The 17888-nt window shown below is 69.7% G+C and carries 16 protein-coding genes; 8 read left to right on the forward strand and 8 right to left on the reverse strand.

All coding sequences use genetic code 11. The features are described 5' to 3' along the window. Nucleotides 1–120: 120 nt before the first annotated feature. A complete protein-coding gene (locus GPY60_RS07640) occupies nucleotides 121–1035 on the forward strand; it encodes a hypothetical protein (RefSeq protein WP_156687037.1) in 915 nt (304 codons plus the stop codon). 52 nt (nucleotides 1036–1087) lie between these two features. On the opposite strand, the gene GPY60_RS07645 is transcribed toward GPY60_RS07640, so the two are convergent. After that, entirely contained in the window at nucleotides 1088–1582 is a 495-nt protein-coding gene (locus tag GPY60_RS07645; protein WP_197283587.1) for a hypothetical protein, read from the reverse strand. Beyond that, nucleotides 1579–2148, reverse strand: coding sequence for a class I SAM-dependent methyltransferase (locus tag GPY60_RS07650; RefSeq protein WP_156687039.1), 570 nt, complete (start codon nucleotides 2146–2148; stop codon nucleotides 1579–1581). Before GPY60_RS07650 ends, GPY60_RS07645 begins: the two co-directional genes overlap by 4 nt. A 24-nt stretch (nucleotides 2149–2172) precedes the next feature. Between GPY60_RS07650 and GPY60_RS07655 the strand changes: the two genes are divergently transcribed. Beyond that, nucleotides 2173–3564 (forward strand): DNA polymerase IV, encoded by a 1392-nt coding sequence (locus GPY60_RS07655; protein WP_156687040.1) that lies wholly within the window; start codon nucleotides 2173–2175, stop codon nucleotides 3562–3564. Here GPY60_RS07655 and GPY60_RS07660 read toward each other — a convergent pair. Further along, nucleotides 3529–4479 (reverse strand): asparaginase, encoded by a 951-nt coding sequence (locus GPY60_RS07660; RefSeq protein ID WP_156687041.1) that lies wholly within the window; start codon nucleotides 4477–4479, stop codon nucleotides 3529–3531. The genes GPY60_RS07655 and GPY60_RS07660 overlap by 36 nt on opposite strands. Before the next feature lie 86 nt (nucleotides 4480–4565). On the opposite strand from GPY60_RS07660, the gene lspA reads away from it, so the two are divergent. Further along, nucleotides 4566–5171, forward strand: a complete 606-nt coding sequence (gene lspA / locus GPY60_RS07665) for a signal peptidase II (RefSeq protein ID WP_156687042.1) — start codon at nucleotides 4566–4568, stop codon at nucleotides 5169–5171. Then, nucleotides 5168–6094, forward strand: a complete 927-nt coding sequence (locus GPY60_RS07670; RefSeq protein ID WP_156687043.1) for an RluA family pseudouridine synthase — start codon at nucleotides 5168–5170, stop codon at nucleotides 6092–6094. Before lspA ends, GPY60_RS07670 begins: the two co-directional genes overlap by 4 nt. Nucleotide 6095: 1 nt before the next feature. On the opposite strand, the gene GPY60_RS07675 is transcribed toward GPY60_RS07670, so the two are convergent. Together GPY60_RS07675 and GPY60_RS07680 are read right to left on the reverse strand one after the other, a co-directional pair. Then, nucleotides 6096–6854 (reverse strand): class I SAM-dependent methyltransferase, encoded by a 759-nt coding sequence (locus GPY60_RS07675; RefSeq protein WP_156687044.1) that lies wholly within the window; start codon nucleotides 6852–6854, stop codon nucleotides 6096–6098. 37 nt (nucleotides 6855–6891) lie between these two features. Beyond that, nucleotides 6892–7296 carry a group I truncated hemoglobin gene (locus GPY60_RS07680; RefSeq protein WP_156687045.1) on the reverse strand — a complete coding sequence of 135 codons (405 nt, stop codon included), beginning with the start codon at nucleotides 7294–7296 and terminating at the stop codon, nucleotides 6892–6894. 280 nt (nucleotides 7297–7576) lie between these two features. Here GPY60_RS07680 and GPY60_RS07685 point away from each other — a divergent pair, with 280 nt between their 5' ends. The 3 genes from GPY60_RS07685 to GPY60_RS07695 all read left to right on the forward strand — a co-directional run bounded on the left by GPY60_RS07685 (nucleotide 7577) and on the right by GPY60_RS07695 (nucleotide 9973). Then, entirely contained in the window at nucleotides 7577–8629 is a 1053-nt protein-coding gene (locus GPY60_RS07685) for an SDR family NAD(P)-dependent oxidoreductase (RefSeq protein WP_156687046.1), read from the forward strand. 4 nt (nucleotides 8630–8633) lie between these two features. Further along, entirely contained in the window at nucleotides 8634–9437 is an 804-nt protein-coding gene (locus tag GPY60_RS07690; RefSeq protein ID WP_156687047.1) for an SDR family NAD(P)-dependent oxidoreductase, read from the forward strand. Nucleotides 9438–9541: 104 nt separating this feature from the next. Beyond that, nucleotides 9542–9973, forward strand: coding sequence for a type II toxin-antitoxin system Rv0910 family toxin (locus tag GPY60_RS07695; protein WP_156687048.1), 432 nt, complete (start codon nucleotides 9542–9544; stop codon nucleotides 9971–9973). On the opposite strand, the gene GPY60_RS07700 is transcribed toward GPY60_RS07695, so the two are convergent. From GPY60_RS07700 to GPY60_RS07710, 3 genes are all read right to left on the reverse strand, one after another. Further along, on the reverse strand, nucleotides 9974–12874 hold the full coding sequence (locus GPY60_RS07700) for an MMPL/RND family transporter (protein ID WP_156687049.1): 2901 nt from the start codon (nucleotides 12872–12874) through the stop codon (nucleotides 9974–9976). Beyond that, nucleotides 12871–13275 (reverse strand): MmpS family transport accessory protein, encoded by a 405-nt coding sequence (locus GPY60_RS07705; protein WP_156687050.1) that lies wholly within the window; start codon nucleotides 13273–13275, stop codon nucleotides 12871–12873. Before GPY60_RS07705 ends, GPY60_RS07700 begins: the two co-directional genes overlap by 4 nt. A gap of 208 nt (nucleotides 13276–13483) precedes the next feature. Next, nucleotides 13484–14080, reverse strand: coding sequence for a TetR/AcrR family transcriptional regulator (locus GPY60_RS07710; RefSeq protein ID WP_156687051.1), 597 nt, complete (start codon nucleotides 14078–14080; stop codon nucleotides 13484–13486). Between the two features lie 91 nt (nucleotides 14081–14171). On the opposite strand from GPY60_RS07710, the gene dnaE reads away from it, so the two are divergent. After that, a complete protein-coding gene (dnaE, locus tag GPY60_RS07715; protein ID WP_156687052.1) occupies nucleotides 14172–17714 on the forward strand; it encodes a DNA polymerase III subunit alpha in 3543 nt (1180 codons plus the stop codon). Nucleotides 17715–17888: the final 174 nt, after the last annotated feature.

A 17888-nucleotide genomic window follows, 5' to 3' on the forward strand; every position in this document is an offset into this window, starting at 1 on the left:
GCCGTGCCGCCGGGACGCCGCCGAAAATTTTCGAAAAAAGTGTCCGAGTGATCGGGGGTGGCCGCTCATACCTGTGACGACGGCCCAACGGGGGCCGCGACCACAGTTAAGGACCCCACCATGAGCACCATCGAAGACTTCCAGTCGGCCACCTTCGCCGCAGTCCCCTACGAGGACCTCACCGTCGCCGAGGCGTGGGCGTCGAGCCCGCTGGGCGACCCCTCGATCGAAGACGGCTCCCTGGCCAAGGCGGCAGCCGCCGACGACGGGCCGGCCACTACCGTCATCGCGCGACCGCGCTCGAGGGCACGGAACGCCATCGTGGCCGGGGCCGTCGTCGCCTCCCTCGGCGCGGTGGCCGGGCTGGGCGCGATACTTCTCGGGGCCACCGACTCCAAGGAACAGAAGCCGGCCGTCGTTGTGCCGAACGCCAGCGTCGGCTCGGTGGCGCCACAGGCTCCCAGCGCAGCTCCGCCGTCGCCCGCCGCGCCGCCGGCCCCATCGGTCGCCGCTCCGGCGGACGCCGGGCAGGCCGCGCCGGGCGTGACCGGACCGGGCCAAGAACCCCTCGTGAGCATCCCGGCGCCGCAAGCTCCCGTGGCGGCGCCTCCGCCGGCCGCGCCGGCCCAGCCGCCGGCCGCCGACCCGGGCACCCCGCCCCCCGGAACATCGGTGACCGTCGACGTTCCCGTCGTGGTCCCGGTGCCCATCCCGGTTCCCGTGCCCTCGGCCCCACAGCAGGGTGGCGGCAACCCGCCGCAGCAGGGTGGCGGCAACCCGCCGCAGCAGGGTGGTGGCAACCCGCCGCAGCAGGGTGGTGGTAACCCGCCGCAGCAGGGTGGTGGTAACCCGCCGCAGCAGGGTGGTGGCAACCCGCCGCAGCAAGGTGGCGGCCACCCGCCGATCCAGTGCCTTGCCTGCCAGCTGCCGGTGCAGCAGCAGCCGGTGCACCCGCTGCCGGTCCACCCGTTGCCCGTTCAGCAACAGCCGGTGCACCCCCTGCCGGTTCAGCAACAGCCGATTCAGCACCACTGACGCGAGTCGCCAAGGTGAGGCCGGACGAATGTCCGGCCTCACCGTCGTGCCGTCAGGAGGTTCGCGACCGCAGCGCGTGACGCGCGTGCGGCCAGAACGGCATCCCGGCCACCACGGTCGCCCCGGTGGCGATCAGGCCGACCGCGACGTCGACGCTCTCGCGCCCGTCCTGCGCCCAGTAGACGTCCTTGAGGTCGAGCAGCAGCGCGAGTTCGTCGACGATCATCGCGTTCGCCGCGCCGTACGCGACCGCCGCGGCGGGGTGCCGGCGCTGCCGTTCCGTGCCCCTCAGGCCCACCCCGGCCACCGTCGCCAACATCCCGATGCCGAGGTTGTAGTGATGAAAGTGCCTGCCGCCCACGGAGACCCCACCGCCCGACGGTCCGTGGCCGGCCCGGATCCAATGCGTGAGCCCGCGCAGGCCGGCGAACGTGAGCGTGAAGGACGCCCACGCCAGCACGGTGGCCTGTTCACCGGGGGCCAGCCGCTCGTCCCACTGGCGGCGAAGCCGGGCCAGACGCGTGCCGGGGGCGTCGCTGTGCATCATGCCGCCTTCACCGCGCGCCAACGTTGTCGGCCGGCGCGTACTTCGACGTCGATGTCGCGAAACCCCGCGGCGCGCAGGCGATCCGGCATGGTCGCCGGGGGAATCGGATTGCACGTGTCCCGGAAATGCAGCACCTGGAACTTCAGCGACGGCACCCCGTCGCTCCCGGCGAAGATGCCCCCGGGGCGAAGCACCCGCAGCGCCTCGGCGAACAACCGGTCCTGCAGCTGGGCCGTCGGTACGTGGTGCAGCATCGTGAAGGACACCACCGAGCTGAACTCGCCGCCCGGCAGGCCCGTATCGGTGCCGTCGCCGTTGATGATCCGCGCCCGGCTGCCGTACAGGTCCTGGAGCCGCCGCGCCATCTCGGGGTCGATCTCGACGGCGGTGAGCCGGGGCGTCTTGTCGACGAGGACCCTCAGGAAGGCGCCGTAGCCCGGCCCGATCTCCAGGGTGTTGTCGCCGAGATCCACATCGGCGAGCACCCACGGCAGCAGGTGGTCCTCGACCTCTCGGGCCCACCGGTCGGAATTGCAACACCACCTGTGACAGAGGTTCATCGCCATACACCACGAATAGCATTTGCTGCTGTGGAGGCGCGCTGGGTTTTGCACCTGGACATGGACGCGTTCTTCGCCTCCGTCGAACAACTGACCCGGCCGACGCTGCGGGGGCGGCCGGTGCTGGTCGGTGGCCTGGGCGGGCGCGGGGTGGTGGCGGGGGCGAGCTACGAGGCCCGCGTCTTCGGCGCCCGGTCAGCCATGCCGATGCACCAGGCCCGCCGCCTGATCGGGGTGACGGCGGTGGTGCTGCCTCCGCGCGGCGTGGTGTACGGGGTGGCCAGCCGGCGCGTCTTCGACACCATCCGCGGCATCGTGCCCGTCGTCGAGCAACTGTCGTTCGACGAGGGCTTCGGCGAACCTCCGCAACTCGCCGGGGCGTCGGCCGCGGACGTCGAGGTGTTCTGCGAGGAACTGCGGCGACGGGTCAGGGAGGAAACCGGGCTGACCGCGTCCGTCGGGGCGGGCTCGGGCAAACAGGTCGCCAAGATCGCCTCCGGGCTGGCCAAGCCCGACGGCATCCGGGTCGTGCGGCGCGCCGACGAACGAGCCCTCCTGGGCGGGTTGCCCGTGCGCCGGCTGTGGGGGATAGGCCCGGTCGCCGAGGAGAAGCTGAATCGGCTCGGTATCGAGACCATCGGCCAGCTGGCCGCGCTGACCGACGCCGAGGCGGCCAACATCCTGGGCGCGACGATCGGGCCGGCGCTGCACCGGCTGGCGCGCGGCATCGACGACCGCCCGGTGGCCGAGCGCGCCGAGGCCAAGCAGATCAGCTCCGAGTCGACGTTCGCCGTCGATCTGACCAGCCTGCAGCAGTTGCACGAGGCGATCGGCCCGATCGCCGAACACGCGCACCAGCGCCTGCTGCGCGACGGCCGTGGCGCGCGCACCGTCACGGTGAAGCTGAAGAAGTCCGACATGAGCACGCTGACCCGGTCGGCGACCCTGCCCTACGCGACGACCGAACCCGGCGCGCTCGTGGCGGTGGCCCGCCGGCTGCTGCTCGATCCGCGCGAGATCGGGCCGATTCGCCTTGTTGGCGTTGGCTTTTCGGGACTGAGCGACGTCCGGCAGGAGTCGCTGTTCCCCGACCTGGAGTTCTCGGCGCTGGAGTCGGAGGAGGACCATCACACCCTCGAGGCGCTGCCTGCGGCGGACAGCGACGCCGGCTGGCAGGTGGGGGACGACGTGGCGCACCGCGACCTCGGCCACGGCTGGGTACAGGGCGCGGGTCATGGCGTTGTCACCGTGCGGTTCGAGACGCGCGGCACCGGCGCCGGGCAGGCTCGCACCTTCCCGGCCGGCACCGCCGAACTCGTGAGGGCCAACCCGGTCGATTCGCTGGATTGGCCGGAATACGTTGGCGCGCTGCAGGTTGACGCGGAGTCAGCCCCACCGGGCGAAGACGTCGGCGGGGGGTAGCCCGGCGGCCAACGCCGCCATGAGCAGCACCCGCGCCTGCGGCGGCCGGAGGCTCGGCACCATGACCGCCCCCGCGGCGGCCATGGCGTGCCCCGGCCCGTAGGCGGCCCCGACCCGCCCGCCCGGGACGCGGGTGGACACCGCGACGACCACGCCGTCTCGGCAATGCCGGCGCACCGCGTCGACGACGGCGGCCCCGGCGTTGCCCGAACCCAGCGCTTCGAGCACCACGGCCCGCGCGCCGGCGGCCACGCAGGCGTCGAGCGCCACGCCGTCGCTGCCCAGGTACGCGGCGACGATGTCGACCCGCGGCGCCGCGGCGGCGCTCAGCTCACCGAGATGTGGGCGCGTCTTGGCCTTTGTCAGCGTCACCCCGCCGTTCACCGAGCCGAGCAGCTGTCCGGTGAAGCCGCTGAGGTCGGGCGTCGCCACCTTGTACATGCCCAGCGGCTGCAGCACTCGGCCCGCGAAGCACACCGCCACCCCGAGCCCGCGCGCCGCGGGGTCGGCGGCCAGCGCCAGCGCGTCGCGCAGGTTGGCCGGCCCGTCGGCGCCGGGGGCGTCGGCGCTGCGCATCGCGCCGGTCAGGATCACCGGCGCCGGGCCGCCGTACGTCAGCTCGAGCCAGAGGGCGGTCTCCTCGAGGGTGTCGGTGCCGTGGGTGACGACGACGCCGTCGGCGCCGCCGTCGACCGCGTCCCGCACCGCCGCGCCGATCCGGTCCCAGTCGGGCAGCGTCAGCTCGGAGCTGTCCACCGACAGCAGGTCGACGACGTCCACGTCGAGGCCCGCCGTGAGGTCCGACCCGCTGCGGCTCGGCCGGCGCACCCCGTCGGCGCCGGTGCTGGTCGAGATCGTGCCTCCGGTGGCGATCACGGTCAGGCGGGACCTGGCGGACGGCTGATGGGACGGCATAGTGGAATGATCGCGCACGCCGACGGCGAACACCGGCCGCCCAGGGGATGATGCCGGCCCGCGGCCGCCTAAGGGATGATGAGAGAGTGCCCGAGGAATCAACTGGATCGACAGAGCCGGTGACCTCAGCAGACCAGGCTGAGGACGATTCCGCTGCGCCCCGGCCGCCGAGGCGGCTGCGGCTGCTGGTGGCGGTGGCGGCCGTGGTCCTTACGCTCGACGTCGTCACGAAGGTGCTCGCCGTCAAGCTGCTCCCGCCCGGCCAGCCGGTGTCCATCATCGGTGACACGGTGACCTGGACGCTGGTGCGCAACTCCGGTGCGGCCTTCTCGATGGCGACCGGTTACACCTGGGTGCTGACGCTGATCGCGACGTGCGTGGTGGTCGGCATCTTCTGGATGGGCCGGCGGCTGGTATCGACGTGGTGGGCGGTGGGCCTGGGCATGATCCTGGGCGGCGCGATGGGCAACCTGGTCGACCGCTTCTTCCGGGCACCCGGTCCGCTGCGCGGCCACGTCGTCGACTTCCTTTCCGTCGGCTGGTGGCCGGTGTTCAACGTCGCCGACCCGTCGGTGGTCGGCGGCGCCATTTTGCTGGTCGTGCTGTCGATCTTCGGCTACGACTTCGACACCGTTGGTCGGCGCCGGGCGGGCGAGGACTCGCCCGGTCGCCCTAAGGCCGACCAGCGGTGACCGACCGCTCGATGCCCGTCCCGGAAGGCCTGGCGGGCATGCGCGTCGACGCGGGACTGGCGCGCCTGCTCGGGCTGTCGCGCAGCGCCGCGGCGGCCATCGCCGAAGACGGCGGGGTCGAGCTCGACGGTGTGCAGGCCGGCAAGTCCGACCGCCTGACCGGCGGGGCCTGGCTGCAGGTGCGGCTGCCCGAGGCGCCGGCGGCGCCGCAGAACACGCCCGTCGACATCGAGGGCATGGCGATCCTCTATTCCGACGACGACATCGTCGTGGTCGACAAGCCTGCGGCCGTGGCCGCGCACGCGTCGGTCGGCTGGACGGGGCCGACGGTGCTCGGGGGTCTCGCGGCCGCCGGGTACCGGATCACCACCTCGGGCGTGCCGGAGCGGCAGGGCATCGTGCACCGCCTCGACGTCGGCACCTCCGGCGTCATGGTCGTGGCGCTGTCCGAGCGCGCCTACACCGTCCTCAAGCGGGCGTTCAAGTCCCGGACGGTGGAGAAGCGGTATCACGCGCTGGTGCAAGGGCATCCGGACCCGTCGAGCGGGACGATCGACGCGCCGATCGGCCGGCACCGCGGCGGCGAGTGGAAGTTCGCCGTCACAACGGGCGGCCGCCACAGCCTCACCCATTACGACACGATCGAGGCCTTCGTGGCCGCCAGCCTGCTCGACGTCCATCTGGAAACCGGCCGCACGCACCAGATCCGCGTGCACTTCTCCGCGTTGCACCACCCCTGCTGCGGCGACCTCGTCTACGGGGCCGACCCCAAGCTTGCGAAAAGGCTTGGGCTGGAACGCCAGTGGTTGCACGCGCGTTCGCTGGCGTTCGCCCATCCGCACGACGGCAGGCGGGTCGAGTTCGTCAGTTCCTATCCGGCCGACCTGCAGCACGCGCTGGACGTCCTGCGCGACGAGGGGTGACTCAGCCGGGCTTGCGGGCCTCGACGAGCACCCGGCAGGACTGGGCGGTGAACCGCCCCTCGGCCTCGATGCGGTCATGAAGGGCCCGGAGTTGCCCGTGATAGCGCTGCACCGTGAAGTCGGGCACCGTCCACACCACCTTGCGCAGGAAGTAGATGACGGCGCCGATGTCGAAGAACTCCACGCGCATCCGTTCCATGCGCATGTCGACCACGTCCAGGCCGGCGGCCCGCGCCTCGGCGCGCTGGGCGTCGGGATGGAGCTCCGCCCACTTCTGCGGTTGCGGCCCGACGAACTGCTCGACGAGCTCGGACATGGTCGCCGGGCCGATCTGCTGGGCGAGGTAAGCGCCGCCCGGCCGCAACACCCGGGCGATCTCGGCCCATCGCACGTCGATGGGATGGCGGCTGGTCACCAGGTCGAAAGCCCGATCAGCGAACGGCAATCGCGGCTCGTCGGTGGTGGTAACGACGACCACGCCGCGCGGGTGCAGGCGCTGGGTGGCCAACGCGGCGTTCGGTGGCCACGACTCCGTCGCCGCCATCGCGGGCGGGAACGTCGCGGCGCCCGCGAGCACCTCGCCGCCGCCGGTGTCGATGTCGAGCGCGGACGAGACATTGGCGAGCCGCTCGCTCATCAGGCGCTGATAACCCCAGGTCGGGCGCTCCTCGGTCGCGCGGCCGTCCAGCCAGGAGAAGTCCCAGCCGTCGACCGGCGCCGACTCGGCTTCCGCCACGAGGTCGTCGAAGGTGTGAGCCACCCGAGCATTGTGCCCCGCCGCGCGATGGCGGTCCGGATCAGACCTTCGCGCGGTCGCTCGTCGCGATCTCGGGGGCCAGCGGCGCGATGGCGCCGAGTATCTCGGTGACGGTCGCCGACGGCACCCCGGCCGCGGTCAGGGCGTCGGCCAGGTGCCCGGCGACCAGGTTGAAGTGGAGCATGGTGATGCCGCGCCCCTGGTGGACCTGCTTCATCGGCGCGCCCGTGTAGGGCTCGGGTCCGCCGAGGGCGGCCGCGAAGAACTCGACCTGCTTGCCCTTGAGGCGATTCATGTTGGTGCCGGTGAAGAAGCCAGAAAGTCGGTCGTCGGCGAGCACCCGGGCGTAGAAGTCCTCGACCACGACCTCGATGGCTTCGTGCCCTCCGATCCGGTCGTAGACGGACTGCGGCCGGGACTTGCGGAAGTGCGCCAGAATTTTCATAACCCCGATTGGAACATTCCGGCGTTGCCCCTCAGTTAGTGCGCGATCACGCGCGGATGACCCTGAGTAACAACGGGATTGCCGTCGGGTGACGCTCGCCCGGGCGGCCCCGTGAGGCGGCGTCCCGTGCGACGTGGCGGCAATCTGCATCCGGTGGGCGGGCGATGTCCTAGGTTTGGTTTATGACCGACGTCACAACACCAACACTGCCCCGCAAGGCGGTTCCGGCGCACGGCCGGGCCGCTCGCGGTCGGGGGGCCGACCTCAGGAGCGAAAACCGATGAATCTGGGCGACTTGACGAATCTCGTGGAGAAACCGCTCGCGGCGGTGTCGAACACGCTGGTGGAGCGGCCGCTGGCGGCGGTGTCCCACCTGATCAACACCCCCAACTCGTCCGGCCGCTACCGGCCCTTCTACCTGCGGAACCTGCTCGACGCGGTGCAGGGCCGCACCCTCGAGGACGCCGTGCGGGGCAAGACGGTCCTGATCACCGGGGGCTCGTCGGGGATCGGCGAGGCGGCGGCGAAGAAGATCGCGGAGGCCGGGGGAGCTGTGGTGCTGGTCGCCCGCACCCGGGAGAACCTGGAAAAGGTCGCCGACGAGATCCGGGGCAACGGCGGGACCGCGCACGTCTACCCGTGCGACCTGGCCGACATGGACGCCATCGCCGCCATGGCCGACCAGGTGCTCGACGACCTGGGCGGGGTCGACATCCTCGTCAACAACGCGGGCCGCTCGATCCGCCGCTCGCTGGCGCTGTCGTACGACCGGATCCACGACTATCAGCGCACCATGCAACTGAACTACCTCGGCGCCGTCCAACTCATCCTGAAATTCATCCCCGGAATGCGGGAGCGCCAAAGCGGCCAGATCATCAACGTCTCGTCGGTCGGCGTACAGACACGCGCTCCCCGCTTCGGCGCCTACATCGCCAGCAAGGCGGCGCTGGACAGCCTCTGCGACTCGCTGCAGGCCGAGACCGTCGAGGACAACGTTCGATTCACCACCGTGCACATGGCACTGGTCCGCACCCCGATGATCAGCCCTACCACCATGTACGACAAGTTCCCGGCGCTGACGCCGGACCAGGCCGCGGGCGTCATCTCCGACGCCATCGTGCACCGGCCCCGCCGGGTCAGCTCGCCCTTCGGACAACTGGCCGCCGTCGCCGACGCCGTCAACCCGGCGGTGATCGACCGCGTCCGCAACCGCGCCTACACGATGTTCGACGATTCCGCCGCGGCCAAGGGCGGCGAAACGTCAACCGAGGAAACGCAATTCGACAAGCGGAGCGAAATCTTCGTGCGCGCCACCCGCGGGATTCACTGGTGACGCGATGAGCCTCCCCAAACCCGACACCGACACGACGGTGGTCATCACCGGGGCGTCGTCCGGGATCGGCGCCGAACTGGCGCGCGGCCTGGCGCGCCGCGGCTACCCGCTGCTCCTGGTGGCGCGGCGGCGCGACCGCCTCGACGAGCTGGCCAACGAAGTGGGACAGGAGAATTCGGTCGCGGTCGAGGTGATGCCGCTCGACCTCGGCGATGCGGACGCCCGTGGGAAGCTCGCGGCCCGGCTGCGCAGCGAGCCGATCGCCGGCCTGTGCAACAGCGCCGGCTTCGGCACCAGCGGGGTCTTCTACGAGCTGCCGATCGAACGCGAGAGTGAGCAGGTGACCCTCAACGCCTTGGCGCTGATGGAGCTCACGCACGCCGCCCTGCCCGGCATGGTCGAGCGCGGCGCCGGCGCGGTGATGAACATCGCCTCGATCGCGGGCTTCCAGCCGATCCCGTACATGGCGGTCTACTCGGGGAGCAAGGCCTTCGTGCAGACCTTTTCGGAGGCCGTGCACGAGGAGCTGCACGGCACGGGGGTGTCGGTGACCGCACTGTGCCCGGGTCCCGTGCCGACCGAGTGGGCCGAAATCGCCAACGCCGAGCGCTTCAGCATCCCGGCGGCCCAGGTGTCGCCGCGCGACGTCGCCCAGGCGGCGATCGGAGGGATGCTGGCCGGCCGGCGCAGTGTGGTGCCGGGCGTGGTGCCCAAGGCCGTCAGCGCGGGCGGCCGGTACGCGCCCAGGACACTGCTGCTCCCCGTGCTGCGGATCGGGCAGCGGCTGCGCGGCGGACCGGACCGCTGACGAAGGGTCGCCGGACGACGAGCGAATTCCCCACTGGCAAGGGCTGATTCGCGCCGGTGTCGGGGCGCTTGTCGCGCCGCGTCGCCCTTCGTTAGGCTCGGGCAATGGCTGCTGTGGACATGACCGCCGATGTGCCCATGACGCCCCAGGACATGTGGGCCCGGGTGTCGGACCTGTCGGACCTAGGGGACTGGCTCGTCATGCACGAGGGCTGGCGCAGCGAGCTGCCCGACGAGCTTTCCGAGGGTGCGCAGGTCGTCGGCGTCGCGCGGGCGAAGGGTTTCCGCAACCGGGTGACGTGGACCGTGACGACGTGGGACCCGCCGCACCGGGTCGCGCTGTCGGGATCCGGCAAGGGCGGCGCCAAGTACGCGGTCACGCTCACCGTGCGGCCCACCGATGCGGGGTCCACGCTCGGGCTGCGCCTGGAGTTGGGCGGGCGGCCGCTGTTCGGCCCGGTCGGCTCGGCGGCGGCGCGGGCCGTCAAGGGCGACGTGCAGAAGTCGCTGGAGCAGTTCGTCGAGTTGTACGGATAGCTAGCGAGACTTGGCCGGCAGCACGGCCGGGTCGTCGTCCTCCCACAGCAACAGCTGACGGACGGACGCGCGGGATCCGTAGGGCTGCAGCATGGTGCTCGCCGGCCGGGGCCGCACCCGTTGCGGCCACCAGAACCAGCGCCCGAGAAGCGTTGCGACGGAAGGCGTCATGAACGACCGCACGATCAGCGTGTCGAACAGCAGCCCGAGCCCGATGGTGGTCCCGATCTGACCGAGGACCTGGAAACCGCTGAACACGAACGCGCACATGGTGACCGCGAAGACCAGGCCCGCGGAGGTCACGACCGAGCCCGAACCGGCCATCGCGCGGATGATGCCGGTCTTGAGCCCGGCATGGATCTCCTCCTTGAACCGGGAGATCAACAGCAGGTTGTAATCGGAGCCGACCGCCAACAGCAGGATGACGGCCAGCGCCAGCACGACCCAGTACAGCTGGATGCCGAACATGTACTGCCACACCAGGACCGACAGCCCGAAGGAGGCGCCGAGCGACAGCGCCACCGTGCCGACGATGACGAGAGCGGCGATCAGGCTTCTCGTGATGATCATCATGATCAGCAGGATGAGGGTGAGGGCGGCCAGTCCCACGATGATCAGGTCGTAGAAGGCGCCGTCCTGAATGTCCTTGTACGTCGCCGCGGTGCCACCGATGTAGAGCTGTGCGTCGGCATCCGGCGTGCCCTTCAGCGCCTCGTGCGCGGCGTTGAGGATCGGGCCGATGTGTGAGATGCCTTGCGGCGTCGCCGGATCCCCCTCATGGGTGACGATCATGCGGGCCGCCTTGCCATCGGGGGACAGGAACAGCTTCAGGCCGCGCTTGAAGTCCGGGTTGTTGAACACCTCGGGCGGCAGGTAGAAGCTGTCGTCGTTCTTCGCGGCGTCGAAGGCCCGACCCAGCGCCGTCGCGTTGTCGATCGCGGCCTGGGTCTGCGCGTAGATGCCGGACTGGGTGGCCTGGCTCGCCAGCGTCAGCGCGCGGTTGGTCTCCTGGCTGTCGATCTGGGGCGGAATCAGCGCGACCAGCTTCGGCTGCAGCGCATCGAGCTTGTCCAGTGTGGCCGTGAGGTTTTCGAACTTCTCGGTGAGCTGGTCGATGCCGTCGAGGGCGTCCAGGACCGACCGGATCGCCCAGCAGGCGGGGATGTCGAAGCAATGCCGTTCCCAGTAGAAGTACGAGCGAATCGGCCGGAAGAAGTCGTCGAAATTCGCGATCTTGTCGCGCAGGTCCCTGATCGTGTCGACGGTGTCGTGAAAGCTCTGCGTTTCGCTGTGGGTGGCGGCGGCGAGCTGCTGCTGCAGCGCGTACTGCTGCTTGAGGATGTCGATGGTCTTCGACAGTTCGCCGGCCTGCTTGAGCAGGTCGTCGGCCCGATCCCGCTGGTAGGTCAGGTTCTCCTGCTGGGCGGCGCTTTGGTTGCTGATGACGAACGCGAGCGAGCTGTGGTCGAGCGGGGTGCCCAGGGGCCGGGTGATGGTCTGCACCTGGGCGACGCCGGGCACGTGGAAGACCGCCTTGGCCACCCGGTCCAGGATCAGCATGTCGGCCGGGTTGCGCAGGTCGTGATCCGTCTCGACCATGAGCAATTCGGGTTCGAGGCGGGCCCGCGAGAAGTGCCGCTCGGCGGCCGTGTAGCCGACGTTGGCGGGCGCGTCGGCCGGCATGTAGGGGCGGGTGTCATAGCTTGTCTTGTAGCCCGGAAGCGCGACCAGGCCCACGAGCGCCAGCGCCGACGCCGCCGCGAGCACCGCGCCGGGCCAGCGGACGATGGCCGTGCCGATTCGCCGCCACCCTCGCGTCCTCATCGCGCGCTTGGGGTCGAAGACGTGGAACCGGGAGCCGAGGGTGAGGATGGCGGGGCCCAGCGTCAGCGAGGCGACCAGCGCCACGACGATCCCGATGGCGGCCGGAATGCCCAGACTCTGGAAGTAGGGGAGGCGGGTGAAGCTCAGGCAGGCCACCGCGCCGGCGACCGTGAGGCCGGAGCCGAGGACGATGTGCGCCGTCCCGTGATACATGGTGTAGTAGGCCCGATCCCGGTCCTCGCCGGTGCCGCGCGCCTCCTGGTAGCGCCCGACGAAGAAGATCGCGTAGTCGGTGCCGGCGGCGATCACCAGCAGTGTCAGCAGATTCGTCGCGTAGGTCGACAGCCCGATGATCCCGGCGTTGCCGAGGAACGCGACGATGCCCCGGGCAGCGGACATCTCGATGAGCACGGTCACGAGCACGAGCAGCGTGGTGAAGACCGAACGGTAGACGAAGAACAGCATCACCGCGATCACGCCGATGGTGATCGTGGTGACTTTGGCGGTGCCCTTGCTGCCGACGTCGAACTGGTCGGAGATGAGCGGCGCGGCGCCGGTGACGTAGGCCTTGACGCCCGGGGGCGGCTGCGTGTGCTCGACGATCTTGCGTACGGCGCCGACGGATTCGTTGGCCACCGCCGACCCCTGGTTGCCTTTCAGGAACACCTGGACGTAGGCGGCCTTGCCGTCGCTGCTCTGCGACCCGGCCGCGGTGAGGGTGTCGCCCCAGAAGTCCTGGACGTGCTCGACGTGCTTCGTGTCCTGTTCGAGCTTGCGGACCATCTCGTCGTAGAAGCGGTGGGCGTCGGCGCCCAGGGGCTTGTCGCCCTCCAGCACGATCATGGCCTGGCTGTCGGTGTCGAACTCCTGGAATTTCTGGCCGATGCGCTTGATCGCCTTCAGCGACGGCGCGTCGGGCGAGTTCAGCGCGACGTTGTGGGTCTCGCCGACCTTCTCCAGCTGCGGCACGAGGCTGTTGGTGACGGCGGCCAGCGCGATCCAGAACAGCAGGATGGGCAGGGCCAGCAGGCGGATGGTGCGCGGCACGCGGGGCCGCGGCTGGTCGTCGTCGGTCATCCCGACTTGTCCAGGCAGTAGGTGTACGCGTCGACCTTGTTGACGGTGCGTTCGTCCTTGACCTGGCCGTTGACGGTGATGCGGCAACCCAGCGTGTCGCCATCGCCCTGCGCCACGACATTGCCGACGACGGCGGGCTCGGTGGTGGTGATCGTGTACGACCAGGGCAGGGGGGCGTTCTTCACCTGCTGCGGCTGGGCGTTGACGTCAAGGTAGTTGATGGTCGCGGTCGCGCCGGGGGCGCCGAAGACTTCGAGGACCACGCTCTTGGGGTTGAAGGGGACGATCTGGTTGGCCAGGCCGCTGTTGGCCGAGGTGTTGGCGTGCGAGCCGAAGATGCCGTGCAGTCGGTAGATGGCGAATCCTGTGATCGTCACGACGACGACCGCGACGAGCGCCATCCACCCTCGCTTTACGTAGCGTCCAATCGAAATCCGTTTCACCCGTTGGCCTTTCGATGCTCGGGTAACACGGCAACCGCGCCGATCGTTGGGTCTAGAGTACGGTACTGATCCGTACTGCACAAGAGACGAGAACGTACACTCTTGCCGGGCGGCGAGTCGATGCGCCCCGTCGCCTCGCGCGGGGCGCGGAGCGGGCGCGCGCCGCTCACGCGCGCGACCGGGTGAGTCCCGGGATGATGACCTCGTCGACGAGGGCCTGCACCGTGCGGCGGGTGGGCGGCCGGTTCGGCATGATGCACCGGAAGATGAGGTAGCCGGGCAGCAGGTCCCACAGCTCGTCGTTGACGGCGGCCTCGGCGATCTCGCCCCGGTCGATCGCCTGGCGCAGCACGAGGTCCAGAAGGGCCTTGCGCTGATCGAGGAACTGACGCTGCATGGCCTCGTTGAGGGCGGGGTGGCGTGACACCTCGACCAGCACCGCGCGGATGGTGCTGGCGTGCTGGCGTCCCTGTTCGGAGCAGACCTCGCCGATCTGCAGCAGGTCGCCCCGCAGGCTGCCGGTGTCCGGTGCGACGGCGGCCTGGCGCACGCCCTCGATGAAGGCGGCCAGCACCAGCTCGGCCTTCGACGGCCAGCGCCGGTACACCGTGGCCTTGCTGGCGTGGGCGGCGCCGGCGACCGCGTCGACCGTCAGCCGCTCGTACCCGTGTTCCTGGAGCAGCCGCAGCGTCACGGCCAGCAACTCTGACTCGCGGGGCGACCACGGCGACGCCTCCGCGGACCGGTCAGCGGTCTGAGTCATGACGCCCACTGTAGATCCGGGAAACCAGTTCGAGACACACTTCGCGACACGCCCGAAACCCGTCGGTGCTCGGTCATAGACTGGCGTCCCTATGAGCGCTTCGTCTTCGCGGTCCTTCGTGCACCTGCATAACCACACCGAGTACTCGATGCTGGACGGGGCCGCGAAGATCACGCCGATGCTGGCCGAGGCCGAGCGGCTGGCCATGCCGGCGGTCGGGATGACCGACCACGGAAACATGTTCGGCGCCAGCGAGTTCTACAACGCGGCCACGAAGGTCGGCATCAAGCCGATCATCGGCGTCGAGGCCTACATCGCGCCGGCCTCCCGATTCGACACCCGCCGGATCCTGTGGGGGGACCCGGGACAGAAGTCCGACGACGTCTCCGGCAGCGGGTCCTACACGCACCTGACCATGGTGGCCGAGAACGCCACGGGGCTGCGCAACCTGTTCAAGCTGTCCTCGCTGGCGTCCTTCGAGGGCCAGCTCGGCAAATGGTCGCGAATGGACGCCGAGCTCATCGCCGAACACGCCGAGGGCATCATCGCCACCACGGGCTGCCCGTCGGGCGAGGTGCAGACGCGGTTGCGGCTGGGGCACGACCGCGAGGCGCTGGAATCGGCCGCGAAGTGGCGCGAGATCTTCGGCGCCGACAACTACTTCCTCGAGCTGATGGACCACGGGCTGTCCATCGAGCAGCGGGTTCGCGAGGGCCTGCTCGACATCGGCCGCAAGCTCGGCATCCCGCCGCTGGCCACCAACGACTGCCACTACGTCACCCGTGACGCGGCGCACAACCACGAGGCCCTGCTGTGCGTGCAGACGGGCAAGACGCTCTCCGACCCCAACCGGTTCAAGTTCGACGGCGACGGTTACTACCTGAAATCGGCCGACGAGATGCGCCGGATCTGGGACGACTCGGTGCCTGGCGCGTGCGACTCCACGCTGCTGATCGCCGAGCGGGTGCAGTCCTACGCCGGCGTGTGGGAGCCGCGCGACCGGATGCCGGTCTTCCCGGTGCCCGAGGGCCACGACCAGGCGTCCTGGCTGCGCCACGAGGTGATGGCCGGGCTGGGGCGCCGCTTCCCCGACGGTGTCGGCCAGGATTACCTCGACCGGGCCGACTACGAGATCAAGGTCATCTGCGACAAGGGCTTCCCGTCCTACTTCCTGATCGTCGCCGACCTCATCAACTACGCGCGGTCGGTCGACATCCGGGTGGGTCCGGGCCGCGGTTCGGCGGCGGGTTCCCTGGTGGCCTACGCGCTGGGCATCACCAACATCGACCCCATCCCGCACGGCCTGCTGTTCGAGCGGTTCCTCAACCCCGAGCGCCCGTCGGCCCCCGACATCGACATCGACTTCGACGACCGTCGGCGCGGCGAGATGGTGCGCTACGCCGCCGAGAAGTGGGGCCACGACCGCGTAGCACAGGTCATCACCTTCGGCACCATCAAAACCAAGGCGGCGCTGAAGGACTCGGCGCGCATCCACTACGGCCAGCCCGGTTTCGCCATCGCCGACCGGATCACCAAGGCGTTGCCGCCGCCGATCATGGCCAAGGACATCCCGCTGTCGGGCATCACCGACCCGGCCCACGAGCGGTTCAAGGAGGCCGCGGAGGTCCGCGGTCTCATCGAGACCGACCCCGACGTGCGGACCATCTACCAGACCGCGCGCGGCCTCGAGGGCCTGATCCGAAACGCCGGCGTGCACGCCTGCGCGGTGATCATGAGCAGCGAGCCGCTGACCGAGGCCATCCCGCTGTGGAAGCGGCCGCAGGACGGCGCCATCATCACCGGCTGGGACTACCCGTCGTGCGAGGCCATCGGCCTGCTGAAGATGGACTTCCTGGGCCTGCGCAACCTGACGATCATCGGCGACGCGATCGAGAACATCAAGGCCAACAGGGGCATCGACCTCGACCTCGAGTCCGTCCCCCTGGACGACAAGCCCACCTACGAGCTGCTGGGTCGCGGCGACACCCTCGGGGTGTTCCAGCTCGACGGCGGACCCATGCGCGACCTGCTGCGCCGCATGCAGCCCACCGAGTTCAACGACATCGTCGCCGTCCTGGCGCTGTACCGGCCGGGCCCGATGGGCATGAACGCCCACAACGACTACGCCGACCGAAAGAACGGCCGCCAACCGATCAAGCCCATCCACCCCGAGCTCGAGGAGCCGCTGCGCGAAATCCTCTCGGAGACCTACGGTTTGATCGTCTACCAAGAGCAGATCATGACGATCGCCCAGAAGGTCGCCTCCTACACGATGGGCAAGGCCGACGCGCTGCGCAAGGCAATGGGCAAGAAGAAGCTCGAGGTGCTCGAGGCCGAGTACAAGGGCTTCCGCGAGGGCATGACCGCCAACGGGTTCTCGGAGCGGGCCGTGAAAGCGTTGTGGGACACCATTCTTCCGTTCGCCGGGTACGCCTTCAACAAGTCGCACGCCGCCGGCTACGGGCTGGTGTCCTACTGGACGGCCTATCTGAAGGCCAACTACCCGGCCGAATACATGGCCGGGCTGCTGACCTCGGTCGGTGACGACAAGGACAAGGCGGCGGTCTACCTGGCCGACTGCCGCAAGCTCGGCATCACCGTGCTGCCGCCCGACGTCAACGAGTCCCTGGTCAACTTCGCCTCGGTCGGCAAGGACATCCGCTTCGGGCTGGGCGCGGTGCGCAACGTCGGCGCCAACGTCGTCGGGTCGCTGATCAAGACCCGCAACGAGAAGGGCAAGTTCACCGACTTCTCGGACTACCTGAACAAGATCGACATCTCGGCCTGCAACAAGAAGGTCACCGAGTCGCTGATCAAGGCTGGCGCGTTCGACTCGCTGAACCATGCCCGCAAGGGCCTGTTCCTGGTGCACACCGACGCCGTCGACTCGGTGCTGGGCACCAAGAAGGCCGAGGCGATGGGTCAGTTCGACCTCTTCGGCGGCGACGACGGGTGCACCGAGGCGGTGTTCACCATCAAGGTGCCCGACGACGAGTGGGAGGACAAACACAAGCTCGCCCTGGAGCGGGAAATGCTGGGGCTCTACGTGTCCGGGCATCCTTTGAACAAGGTCGCGCACCTGCTGGCCACCCAGGTCGACACCCAGATCCCGGCCATCCTCGACGGCGACGTCCCCAACGAGACCCAGGTGCGCGTCGGCGGCATCCTCGCGTCGGTGAACCGGCGCGTCAACAAGAACGGAATGCCCTGGGCCTCGGCGCAACTGGAGGACCTCACCGGTGGCATCGAGGTGATGTTCTTCCCGCATGCCTACTCCGCCTACGGCGCAGACATCGCCGACGACGCGGTGGTGCTGATCAACGCCAAGGTGGCCATCCGCGACGACCGTGTCGCCCTGATCGCCAACGAGCTTGTGGTGCCGGACTTCTCGACCGCCCAGGCCGACCGGCCGCTCGCGGTGAGCCTGCCGACGCGGCAGTGCACCATCGACAAGGTGAGCGCGCTCAAGCAGGTGCTGGCCCGGCACCCCGGGACCTCGCAGGTGCACCTGCGGCTCATCAGCGGCGACCGCATCACCACTCTGGAGCTCGACGCGTCGCTGCGCGTCACGCCGTCGCCGGCGCTGATGGGCGACCTCAAGGAGCTGCTCGGCCCCGGCTGCCTGGGCGGCTGACGGGTCTCGCCGCCGCGAGCGTGCGCAGACGCACGGCAGTCGCGGCGTGTCGTCGTGCAATACGCGCGCTCGCGGTCCGTTGATCGACGCCGTTGAAACCATTCCCTAGACCTGAGCGCGGACGTACGCTCACCGGGTGCGGTACCAGACGGGAAGAGGTCGGACATGAGCACA

The sequence above is a fragment of the Mycobacterium sp. Marseille-P9652 genome (assembly GCF_902652685.1).
Lineage (GTDB): Bacteria > Actinomycetota > Actinomycetes > Mycobacteriales > Mycobacteriaceae > Mycobacterium.

Excerpts from the sequence above, each read along its gene's own strand:
- GPY60_RS07660 (WP_156687041.1), bottom strand. The coding sequence starts at position 4,479 with ATGCCGTCCCATCAGCCGTCCGCCAGGTCCCGCCTGACCGTGATCGCC.
- GPY60_RS07705 (WP_156687050.1), bottom strand. The coding sequence starts at position 13,275 with ATGGCGCTCGTCGCGGTCGTCGTCGTGACGATCACAGGATTCGCCATC.
- GPY60_RS07695 (WP_156687048.1), top strand. The coding sequence starts at position 9,542 with ATGGCTGCTGTGGACATGACCGCCGATGTGCCCATGACGCCCCAGGAC.
- GPY60_RS07700 (WP_156687049.1), bottom strand. The coding sequence starts at position 12,874 with ATGACCGACGACGACCAGCCGCGGCCCCGCGTGCCGCGCACCATCCGC.
- dnaE (WP_156687052.1), top strand. The coding sequence starts at position 14,172 with ATGAGCGCTTCGTCTTCGCGGTCCTTCGTGCACCTGCATAACCACACC.
- GPY60_RS07710 (WP_156687051.1), bottom strand. The coding sequence starts at position 14,080 with ATGACTCAGACCGCTGACCGGTCCGCGGAGGCGTCGCCGTGGTCGCCC.
- GPY60_RS07645 (WP_197283587.1), bottom strand. The coding sequence starts at position 1,582 with ATGATGCACAGCGACGCCCCCGGCACGCGTCTGGCCCGGCTTCGCCGC.
- GPY60_RS07640 (WP_156687037.1), top strand. The coding sequence starts at position 121 with ATGAGCACCATCGAAGACTTCCAGTCGGCCACCTTCGCCGCAGTCCCC.
- GPY60_RS07690 (WP_156687047.1), top strand. The coding sequence starts at position 8,634 with ATGAGCCTCCCCAAACCCGACACCGACACGACGGTGGTCATCACCGGG.
- GPY60_RS07685 (WP_156687046.1), top strand. The coding sequence starts at position 7,577 with ATGAATCTGGGCGACTTGACGAATCTCGTGGAGAAACCGCTCGCGGCG.
- GPY60_RS07650 (WP_156687039.1), bottom strand. The coding sequence starts at position 2,148 with ATGGCGATGAACCTCTGTCACAGGTGGTGTTGCAATTCCGACCGGTGG.
- GPY60_RS07680 (WP_156687045.1), bottom strand. The coding sequence starts at position 7,296 with ATGAAAATTCTGGCGCACTTCCGCAAGTCCCGGCCGCAGTCCGTCTAC.